Raw genomic sequence first — 12264 nt, 5'->3', positions numbered from 1 at the left:
GTGTCACTCTTGATTAAGGCGGTTAACAAATAGGGCGGAGCGCTGAGTCAGTTCATGCCAGGCAGGCTGACGCGTGGCTTGACGTCGTTTTGCACGACTGTTGCCAAGGGTGCAACAACACCCTGACTTTTCAGCAATTCGCCCATGGTCGCTTTGATTCGATACTGAGTAAACAGCTGAAGATTTTTGACTTGGGCCAAACGCTGTTGCGCAGTGAACAATTCGTTCTCGCTATCAAGCAAATCGAGCAAAGTACGCTCGCCGAGGCTGAATTGTTTCTGATAAGCGGTACGCACCACAATGCTGTGATCGACATAAGTTTGTGCAATCGGCACTTGGGCAGTGGCGTTGTTATAGGCGTTCCATGCCAGACCCAATTCTTCATTCAACTGACGCAGCGCGTTGTTACGAATATCCAGCGCCTGTGTCGTTTGATACGACTTGGACTCTAGATCCGCCTTGTTGCTGCCACCGTTAAATACGTTGAAACGCATACGCAGCATGGCTTGCCATTCGTTATTGTGACCATTGAGGCCATCAACATCGTTGTCCGCCGAACGACCCAGCTCGGCGTCGAATTGTGGGTAGAAGCTCGACTTCGCAGCGTCGTATTGCTTCTCGGCAGCGCTAATGTCGGCTTCGGCCGAACGCAGAATCGGGCTGTTTTCCACCAGTTGACGACGGGCCTCATCCAGGTTGGCGGGCAGCATAGCGACAAAACCCTGCGGCTGAGTCAGTTGATCAGGCATCTGACCGACGGCACTCAAATAACCGGTTTGCGCATCGGCGAGGTTGGTTTGCTCGGTGATCAGGTTGTTGCGAGCCTGGGCCAGACGCGCTTCGGCCTGGTCAAGGTCAGCCATACGGCCCACGCCACGCGTGGTGCGCAGCTGGATCTGGTCGTAGATACGTTCGTGACTTTTCAGGTTTTCTTCGGCCAGACGCACCATTTCACGGCGCAGTAGCACGTCGAGGTAAACCTGGGCCACCGTCAGCGCAGTGCGCTCGGAAGTGCCCAGCAGCGAATAGGCGCGGGAGTTGACGTTGGCCTGTTGGCGGCCGACTTCGCTGGAAACCGCAAAGCCGTCGAATACCATTTGCGTTAAACGAACGCTGGACTCGCCACGATTGAGCGTCGAGTAGTGATTGTTGCCGTCGGCACGAGTAGTAACGCTGTCGGTACCTTCACGACCATAACCGGCCAGCACGTCAACGCGCGGCAAATAACCGCCCTTGGCCGCTTTTAATTGGTAATCGGCTGAAAGTCGATTATTGACCCCCGCCTGTATTTCCGGATGCACATCCATGGCCCGTTGCATGGCCTCTGGCAGTGTTTCTGCCTGAACAAAACTAGCAGCCAGAGCAAACGGAAGAACCGTTAAAAAGTGCGCACGCATATCAAATAAATCCCTTAAGACGGTGGTGTTCAACTGCCAGCAAAAAGATGCCGCTACGACAAAAAATAGGCAGCCGAATTGACCGTATATCGGGAAGAAAAAAGTGTTCCGAAACACGCAGCAAAAGTGGGGCAACCGCAGGAATATCAAAGTGACATTGTGTTGCCAATTGTTTAGGATGCCCATCAAATGGTCAATAGTTTGGCATAAACATTATAGCGAAAAAATCTAAGCCAAATTATTGACGACAAAGTGGCGCCAAATAACCGTACGTCCTGTCCTATTTAGCGGAAAATCGCTGCCCGACATGGAAATCAATCGAACGCAGTACCCGGAGAGTTTCCCATGAGCAGTGTTGTTGCCATCGTCAAAAGCATTGTTGGCCAAGTCGTCGCCGTATCTCCTGAAGGTGTTCAACGGGTACTCATCGAGGGCGACCGGTTATTCCTCGGTGACCAGGTCATGACAGGCCCTGCGGGCGCCGTCACTCTCGAATTGCAGGACGGGCGTCACCTGGATCTGGGTCGCGATACGCAATGGAGCAGCAACGAGCCAGACGTCGGCCAGTCCGCGACGGCCGCCGCCGATGCCTCGCAATCAGTTGCCGAACTGCAGCAAGCCATCGCCGCCGGTGCTGACCCTACCAAAATCCTCGAAGCGCCTGCGGCAGGTCCAGCGGTTCAGGGTGGCGGCCCGGCAGGTGGCGGCCATAGCTTTGTGCTGCTGGACGCGACCGCTGGCCGAGTGGACCCAGCCATTGGCTTCCCCACCGGCCCGATTGGCTCGGCTGCAATCGCGGCGGATCAACGCACGGGCGGCACCAACGACGGCAGCGAGCAGCTGCGCGCGTCGACCCTGACCCTCACCGCCACGCCGACCCTGACCGAAGCGGGCGGCGTGTTGGTCTACACCGCGACCGTGACTGCAGCGCCGCTGTCGCCGCTGATCATCACCTTGTCCAATGGCCAGACCATCACCATTGCTGTGGGCCAAACCACCGGCAGCGTCAGCGTGCCCTTGGCTGACCACAACAACGTCTACGTCAACCCAAGCGATATCAGCACCACCGTGACCGGCATCGCCGGCGGTGGCGGCACCGTGGTCACCATCGACCCGACGCCAGCCGTTACCCACATCACCGACACCATCGACAATACCGGCCTGACCCTGACGGCGAGCAACACCGTCACTGAAGGCGGGCAGATCATTTACACCGCGACCTTGACCAACGCCGCGCAGACCGCTGTCACCGTGACCTTGTCCAACGGTTCGGTGATCACGATTGCCGCAGGCCAAACCACCGGCACGGTGCATGTCGACACGCCGCCAAACGACGTCTACAAAAACGGCAGCACGGTCAGCACCACGATTACAGGCGCCAGCGGTGGCAACTTCGAGCAATTGACGCCCGACACCACCCCAGCCAAGACCACCATCACCGATTCCATCGACACCACCAACCTGACCCTGTCGGCCACGCCGACGGTCAACGAAGGCGGTCAGATCACTTACACCGCAACCTTGAGCAACAAGGCCCAGACCGATGTAACCGTGACCTTGAGCGGCGGCCAGAGCTTGGTGATCAAGGCCGGCAGCGATACCGGTTCGGTCACTCTCGATGCACCGAAGGACGACGTCTATAAAGATGCCGGCACCGTCAGCCAACACATTACCGGCGCTACCGGTGGCAACTTCGAGAACCTGGTACCGAGTTCCGACCCGGCTGTCACTAACGTTAACGACACCATCGACAAGTCCACCGTAACCCTGTCGTCCGACGTGGCCACCGTTGCTGAAGGCGGCGTCATCACCTACACCGCGACCCTGTCCGATAAAGTGACCGGCGCCCCGGTAGTGATCACCCTGGCCAACGGTCAAACCATCACCATTCCAGTGGGCGGCACCACCGGCACTGCCACCCAGTCGGTCACTGACGATGCGCTCAAAGGCCATCCGGACGTGGTCAACTCGATCAAGACCGTGACCGGCGGCAACTACGAGAACCTGGTTCCAGACACTTCGGATGTCAAAACCTCGGTGACCGACACGCCGACCACCACTAACCTGACCCTGTCGGCTACCGACACGGTCGCTGAAGGCGGCCAGATCACGTACACCGCCAGTGTCGACAACAATACTGGCACCGACCTGATCGTGCAGTTGAGCGGTGGTCAATCGATCACCATCAAGGCCGGCGAAAGCAGCGGTTCGATCACCGTCGATGCGCCCAAAGATGACGTCTACAAAGACGCCGGCCCGGTCAGCCAGACCATTACCGGGACCTCGGGCGGAAACTTTGAAAACCTGGTGCCGAGCGACAAACCCGCGGTCACCAACGTTACCGACACCATTACCGACTCATCGGTAAAGCTGACGGCGAACGCCTCCACCGTCGCTGAAGGCGGCACGATCACCTACACCGCGACCCTGTCGGATAAAGTCACCGGATCACCGGTTGTGATCACCCTGGCCAATGGTCAAGTCATCACCATTCCAGTCGGTAGCAGCACCGGCACCACCACTGAAAAAGTCAGCAACGACGCGGTGATTGGTCACGACGACGTGATCAACTCGATCAAGACCGTCACCGGCGGCAACTACGAAAACCTGGTGCCAGACACCACGCCAATCGCCACCAAAGTTACCGACGTCCTGACCCACACCGGCCTGAGCCTGACCGCAACGCCAGTGGCATTTGAAGGCGGCAAAATTGTTTACACCGCTACCCTGACCAACGCTGCCGGCACCGACCTGACCATCAAGCTCGACAACGGTCAGTCGTTCGTCATCAAGGCGGGCGCTACCAGCGGCTCGATCATCCTCGACGCACCGAAAGACGACGTTTACAACGATCCAAGCATCGTCAAAGCCAGCATTCAAAGCACCTCTGGCGGCAACTTCGAACAGCTGGATGTCAGCCATCAGCCGGCGCTTACCCTGGTGCGCGACACCATCGACCCGTCGAGCGTGAAACTCACCGCTGACGTGTCGGTCGCTGAAGGCAGCGTGGTGACCTATACCGCGACCGTGTCGGCGCCGGTCACCGGCTTCCCGCTGTTTATTGCGTTGGCCAACGGGCAGGTGATCTTCATCCCGATCGGCGGCACTACCGGCACCGCGACCCAGGGCGTGTCCAACGATGCGTTGATCGGCCACGCCGACGTGACCAACTCGATCAAGGGCGTGTTCGGTGGCAACTACGAGAATCTGATTCCAGATAACTCGACCGTTACCACCCACGTCACCGACACCCAGACCACCACTCACCTGACCCTGTCGGCGACGGCGGCAGTCAACGAAGGCGGCAAGATCACCTACACCGCCAGCGTCGATAACAAGACCGGCACTGACCTGGTCGTGCAACTGAGCGGTGGGCAGTCGATCACCATCAAGGCGGGCGCCAACAGTGGCTCGGTGACGGTCGACGCACCCCAGGACGACGTTTACAAAGATGCCGGCAAGGTCAGCCAGACCATTACCGGCTACACAGGCGGCAACTTCGAAAACGTTGCGGCGAGCACCACGCCAGCGGTGACCAACGTCGCCGACACCATCACTAATTCCTCGGTGAAACTGACCTCCGATGTCGCCACGGTTGCTGAAGGCGGCACGATCACCTACACCGCGACCCTGTCGGATAAAGTCACCGGATCACCGGTTTTGATCACCCTGGCCAATGGTCAAGTCATCACCATTCCAGTCGGTAGCAGCACCGGCACCACCACTGAAAAAGTCAGCAACGACGCGGTGATTGGTCACGACGACGTGATCAACTCGATCAAGACCGTCACCGGCGGCAACTACGAAAACCTGGTGCCAGACACCACGCCAATCGCCACCAAAGTTACCGACGTCCTGACCCACACCGGCCTGAGCCTGACCGCAACGCCAGTGGCATTTGAAGGCGGCAAGATTGTTTACACCGCTACCCTGACCAACGCTGCCGGCACCGACCTGACCATCAAGCTCGACAACGGTCAGTCGTTCGTCATCAAAGCCGGCGCCACCAGCGGTTCGATCATCCTCGACGCACCGAAAGACGACGTTTACAACGATCCAAGCATCGTCAAAGCCAGCATTCAAAGCACCTCTGGCGGCAACTTCGAACAGCTGGATGTCAGCCATCAGCCGGCGCTTACCCTGGTGCGCGACACCATCGACCCGTCGAGCGTGAAACTCACCGCTGACGTGTCGGTCGCTGAAGGCGGCGTGGTGACCTATACCGCGACCGTATCGGCGCCGGTCACCGGCTTCCCGCTGTTTATTGCGTTGGCCAACGGGCAGGTGATCTTCATCCCGATCGGTGGCACCACCGGCACCGCGACGCAGGGCGTGTCCAACGATGCGTTGATCGGCCACGCCGACGTGACCAACTCGATCAAGGGCGTGTTCGGTGGCAACTACGAGAATCTGATTCCAGATAACTCGACCGTTACCACCCACGTCACCGACACCCAGACCACCACTCACCTGACCCTGTCGGCGACAGCGGCAGTCAACGAAGGCGGCAAGATCACCTACACCGCCAGCGTCGATAACAAGACCGGCACTGACATGGTCGTGCAACTGAGCGGCGGTCAATCAATCACCATCAAAGCGGGCGCCAACAGCGGTTTTATTACGGTTAATGCACCGAGCGACGATGTCTACAAAGACGCCGGCCCAGTGAGCCAACACATTACCGGCTACAGCGGCGGTAACTTCGAGAACGTTGCAGCGAGCACCACGCCAGCCACCACGCAGGTCGCTGATACCAATGACACCACGTACATCAGCATCAAGGGTTCGACCTCGGTCACCGAAGGCGCCGACGCGGTCTACACCCTGTCGCTGACCAACCCGGCGCACGCGGCAGTTACTGTCACCGTCAATTACGACAATGGCGCGGGCTTCAAAGGCTCGATGACGGTCACCATCCCGAACGGTGCCAGCAGCTTCCAGTTCCCGATCCATATGCCGGACGACGCACTGGCTGGCAACGACAAAAACCTGGTTGTGACCATCAGCAATCCGGCGGGCGGCAACTACGAAAGCATTGCGGTCAGCCCGACAGGTGGCACGGCGACCACCACCGTGATCGATAACGACCCGCCGGCAGCGCAAGGCGGCACTGCGACCGGCACCGAAGACACCGCGCTGACCCTGACCTGGGCTCACTTCGGCATCACCAACCTTGACCCGAGCGCAGTGGGTGCAGGCATTACCCTGACTCACCTGCCCACCAATGGCACCCTGGAATACCAAGGCAAAGTGCTGACCGCTACCGACATCGGCACCGTGATCAGCAAAGCTGAAATCGACGCCGGTCACTTGGTCTTCACCCCGGCCGCCAATGAATCCGGCGTTCCGGCCAATGGCGGCCACGCTGTCGGCGATCAACAGGCGGACTATGCGCAGATCGGTTTCGAACCGACCCTGGGTAACGTCGTTGGAAACAATGCCACCGTGACCATCGACATCACGCCAGTGGCCGACATGCCGACGCTGACCATCGGCGGCGCGCTGGCACCGGCTACCGGCATGATCAAGGACACCTGGACCGGTTTGAGCGGCTTGGGCACCGACGGTAACGGCACTGCGCCGAACCTGCTGCAGAGCATCATCGGCGGCACCACCGCGACGCCTGACACCCACCAGACCGTGACCAACGTGACGGCACCCGATGTGGCGCAAGGCGTTGCCTCGAAGACCTCCGGCCTGATCTACATGGAAGCCGGTCACTCGTACACCTTCAGCGGCACCGGTGATGACGGTCTGTTGGTCACCGTTGGCGGCCAGCAAGTCGCGGCCACCACTTGGGGTGCTGGTGCGCAGCTCAACGGCACCTTCACGCCGACCGTGAGCGGTTACTACACGCTGGATATTTTCCATTACAACCAGAACGGTCCAGGCAACTACGACGTCAACCTTTCGGTGGATGGCAAACCTGCCACTGACCTGAGCAGCGCTGGCGTGCCGCTCTACACCTCCACCGCTGACCTGACTCACGCTGGCGTCCAAGTCGGTGACCTGCATGGCAGTAATGGCGAAGGTTACTACCAGGCCTACCAGATCAACCAAGGGCCGGAAAACGGCAGCGTGGCGATCTCGCCAATCACCACCAAACTGACGGACACCGACGGCTCGGAAACCCTGAGCGTGAAAGTCAGTGGTGCGCCAGCCGGTACGGTGTTCAGCGATGCCGCTGGCCATCATGCCACCGCTGACAGCCACGGCAATGCCGACATCAGCGGGCTCGACACCACCACCCTGAGCCTGAAGCCGCCCGCCAACTACGCCGGCTCGTTCGACCTGACCGTGACCTCGACCGCCACCGAGCACGCCAACGGTAGCCAAGCCTCCGCCAGCGGTGTGATCCCGGTCACCGTGTTCGCCCCAGTGGTTTCCGAAGCCAGCATTTCCGGCACCCATTCGGTCAACGAAGGCGATACCGCCAGCTACACCGTGACCCTGACTCAGCCGTCGCAAACCGGCACCACCATCAACTTCAGCTACAGCGGCACTGCGGCCAACGGCACGGACTTCACCGGCGTGGCTTCGGTCAAGGTTCCACAGGGTGCCAGCAGTGTTGATTTCAACATCGCGACCCTCGCCGACCACATTCTGGAAGGCAGCGAAAACTTCACGATCAAGATCGACTCGATCACTGCCGGCCTGAACGAAAGCGTATCGCCGAGCCACACCGCAGGTAGCATCACCACCACCATCGTTGATGGCGACACCGGCACGGTCACCCTGTCGGCACCGCAATCGGTGAATGAAGGCGGCCAGGTCACTTACACCATCAGCCTGAGCGAAAAAGCCCAAAACCCGATTACCGTGCATTTGAGCGACGGACACACGGTGACTATCGCGGCGAACACGCAGTCGGTTCAATACACTCTGCCGGCCCCAGTCAACGACGTGTACAACAACGCTCCGGTGACCTTGGCGATCAAGGACGCTTCGGGCCCGAACGGCGAACACCTGAGCTACAGCACGACGCCGGTTTCCACGCAAATCACCGGCAATGACGACACCACGCTGATCAGCATCAAAGGTGCTGCTGCATCGGTCACTGAAGGCGCAGACGCTACATACACTCTGTCACTGACAAACCCGGCACACGCCGACGTGACGGTGATCGTCAGCTACGACAACGGTGCTGGCTTAAAAGACTCGATAACGGTCACCATCCCGAACGGCGCCAGCGGCACTCAGTTCTCGATCCACATACCGGACGACACACTGGCCAGCAACAATAAGAACCTGGTCGTGACGCTCAGCAGTCCCGCTGGCGGCAACTACGAGAACATCGCCGTCAGCCCGACGGCAGGCAGCGCAACCACCACGGTTATCGACAACGACATCCCGGCCGCACGCGGGCAAACCGTCACCGGCACCGAAGACACCGGCCTGACGTTGACCTGGGCTAACTTCGGCGTCAGCAACCTTGACCCGAACGCCACCGGCGCCGGCATCACCCTGACCCAGCTGCCGACCAACGGCACACTGGCATATCAGGGCAAAGTGCTGACGGCATCGGACATCGGCACCGTGATCAGCAAAACTGAAATCGATGCGGGCCACCTGGTATTCACCCCGGCTGCCAACGTGTCCAGCAATCCATCTGGCGATGCGGGCCTGGGCAACAACCACGCGGACCTCACGCAGATCGGCTTCGAACCGACCTTGGGCAACGTCGTGGGCAGCAACTCCACAGTGACTATCGATATCAAGGCAGTGGCCGACGTTCCGACCCTGCACATCGGTGACACGCTGCCGCCAGCTACCGGTTTGATCAAGGACACCTGGACCGGCTTGACCGGCCTGGGTACCGATGGCAGCGGCGCGGCGCCGAGTCTGTTACTGGGCATCATCGGTCATACCACCGCGACGCCTGACACCCACCAGACCGTGACCAATGTCACCGATACGAATGTGCCACAGGGCGAAGCGTCGAAGACCTCCGGCCTGATCTTCATGGAAGCCGGTCACACGTACACCTTCGTCGGTACCGCCGATGACAGCCTGTTGATCACCGTCGGCGGCCAACAAGTCGCGGTCGCTACCTGGGGCGCGGGGGGGCAGGTCAATGGCTCGTTCACACCGACCACCAGCGGCTACTACACACTGGATATTTTCCACTACAACCAGAACGGCCCAGGCAACTACAACGTCAATCTGTTGATCGATGGCCAATACCCAAGCACCATCCCGGTCTACACCTCGACGGCTGACCTGACCGCCGCTGGCGTGCACCTTGGTGACCTGACCGGCAGCAATGGCGAAGGCTACTACCAGGGTTATCCGCTCAACGAAGGCCCGGAAAATGGTTCGGTTTCGCTGTCGCACATCACCACCGGCTTGACCGACATCGACGGCTCGGAAACCTTGAGCGTGAGCATCGGCAAGATTCCGCCAGGCTCGGTGCTGACTGACGCTTCGGGTCACACCTTTACCGCGACTGCAACCAGTACCAATGCCAACGTGACCGGCTGGGATCTGAATACCCTGACGATCAAGCCACCGGCTTACTACAGCGGTTCGTTCGATCTGTCGGTGACGTCGACCGCCACTGAACACGCCAACGGCAACCAGGCCAGCTCGGCCGGCACGATTCATGTGACCGTGGACCCGGCGACCTATCACACCACCGTTGGCGGTACCGGCAACGACACGCTGACGACCACCGACGGCAACAACATCATCGTCGCCGACGCCGGTCTGCACGTGGTGCAAGGCCAGAACTACAACATCGCGTTCCTGGTCGATACCTCGGGCAGCATGGGCACCACCGCGATCAATGCGGCCAAGGCCTCGCTGACGGCAGTCTTCACCTCGCTGCTGAACAGCCTGCAAGGCGCCAACCACGGCACAGTGAACATTTTCCTGGCGGATTTCGCGACCCAGGTGAATCACACAATGACCATCGATTTGTCCTCGGCAGGCGCCCTGGACAAATTGAAGGCCGCGCTAAACCTAATGTCGTCGAGTGGCACCACAAACTACGAAGATGCATTCAAGGCCGCCTCGAACTTCTTCGACAGCTCAACGGCAACGCACAACACCAACGCGACCAACCTGACGTACTTCATCACCGACGGTCAGCCGAACGTTCACGAGACGGGCGAATCCTTCAACCCGACGGTGATCAACTACAACACCCTGGCCGACAAGGCTCTCGACAGCCTGATCACTGTGGATAACTACCACATGGGTGACGTATTCAAGATGAGCCTCGGCGGGGTTGATCGGGTGGTCATCGACGCTGCGGGCCACGTCACTCAGTGGACCGAAAACAGTAAAGGCGCGTGGAGCGGCACCACACTGGCCGGCACCCTGCACTTCCAGGGCGACGGTACCTACGAGCTGGCGACCAACACCCAGAACGGCGACGTGTTGACCGACACCAAAGCGGCGTTCGCGGCGCTGAACAGTCAATCACACGTCAGTGCCATCGGCCTGAACAACGGCATCGTGATTTCGGATCTGTCGCCGTACGACACCGACCACAAGCCACTGACCAACATCAACCCGGCAGACCTGGCCAACGCAATCCTCGGCCACTCGGCGGCGGGCGCCGACAACGTCACGGCGGGTGTCGGCAACGACATTATCTTCGGTGACGTGGTCATCGTGCCGGGCTCAGGTGCTCAGGGCTACGACGCGCTGCAAGCCTTTGTCGGTACCCAGAACCACGTTGATCCATCGCTGGTCACCACCAAAGACGTGCATCAGTACATCACTGAACACGCTGCGGCGTTCGATATCTCTGGCCCGAACGACGGCAACGACACACTGTTGGGTGGCGCTGGCAATGACATCCTGTTCGGTCAGGGTGGCAACGACAACCTGGACGGCGGTGCGGGTAACGACACGCTGTTCGGCGGTGCCGGCAACGATATCCTGCGCGGTGGCATGGGTGACAACACGTTGATTGGTGGCCTGGGCGCGGACACCTTCGTCTGGAAATCCGGTGACACCGGTCACGATGTGATCAAGGATTTCAGCGCAGCGCAGGGTGATCGCATTGATCTGACCGATCTGCTGCACAACGAAACCGCAGGCACCATTGATAACTTCCTCAAGCTGACCACCGCCAGCGGACGGTTCCGCGACGCTGCAAATCAGCTCCGACGGCAAGCTCAATGCGGCAGGCGGCATCGCCAACGCAGATGTCACAATCAAGCTTGAAGGGACGAACTACTCGGGCTCCAGCATCAACTCGTTGATTGCCGGCGCCGACCCAACGATCAAGGTCGAACACCACAACTGATTGCCAGGCAACAATGCCGGGCGCGTCACAAAACGCGCTCGGCATTCTCCGTAGCACTCCCTGAATGGCACTCGCCGCTCATATTCGGGCTCAAAGCGCCTATGCTGCTGGGAACCGACGCCTTCGCTCGCTCAACTCAATGAGGGATTTCCAATGTTCTACGTTCAACGCGATGCACAGGGTTTGCTGATTCGCGTGGAAGCCGCACCTTATGCAGAGTCGACCGGCACCTTGCCGGCCGACGATCATGAGATTCAGGCCTGGTACGCCAGTGAAGCGGTGGAAACCAGCCTGAGCCAGCTCAAGCAGAGCGACATGGACATGATTCGGGTACTCGACGACCTGATTCAAGTGCTGACCAGCAAAGGCGTGATCCGCGTGACCGATCTGCCGGCGGCGGCGCAAGCCAAGCTGATGGACCGCAGCCACGCCCGGGAAGCCCTGGGTGGGCTCAGCCATTTGATCGACGATGATGAGACGGGGTTGATCTAAGCCAAGCAACACCCTGTAGGAGCTTGCCGAAGGCTGCGATCGACTGCAACGCAGTCGTGTTCTTATGGTCGCTGAAGGTCCTTCGGACCTTATCGCAGCCTTCGGCAGCTCCTACAG

3 protein-coding genes are annotated in these 12264 nt (G+C 59.7%); 2 read left to right on the top strand and 1 reads right to left on the bottom strand.

The window, feature by feature from the left end; translation table 11 throughout:
* Window positions 1–47: 47 nt before the first annotated feature.
* Complete coding sequence (locus ACF0H7_RS00080) at window positions 48–1397, bottom strand: TolC family outer membrane protein (RefSeq protein WP_397450826.1); 1350 nt, start codon at window positions 1395–1397, stop codon at window positions 48–50.
* A 345-nt stretch (window positions 1398–1742) separates the two neighbouring features.
* Here ACF0H7_RS00080 and ACF0H7_RS00075 point away from each other — a divergent pair, with 345 nt between their 5' ends.
* Complete coding sequence (locus ACF0H7_RS00075) at window positions 1743–11573, top strand: retention module-containing protein (protein ID WP_397450825.1); 9831 nt, start codon at window positions 1743–1745, stop codon at window positions 11571–11573.
* 235 nt (window positions 11574–11808) lie between these two features.
* On the top strand, window positions 11809–12147 hold the full coding sequence (locus ACF0H7_RS00070) for a tryptophan synthase subunit beta (RefSeq protein ID WP_397450824.1): 339 nt from the start codon (window positions 11809–11811) through the stop codon (window positions 12145–12147).
* The last annotated feature ends 117 nt before the right edge of the window (window positions 12148–12264 follow it).

This window comes from Pseudomonas sp. NA-150 (assembly GCF_044336365.1).
GTDB lineage: Bacteria > Pseudomonadota > Gammaproteobacteria > Pseudomonadales > Pseudomonadaceae > Aquipseudomonas.
The sequence above is the reverse complement of the archived record's forward strand: the minus strand, read 5'-3'. Positions and strand labels throughout refer to the sequence as shown.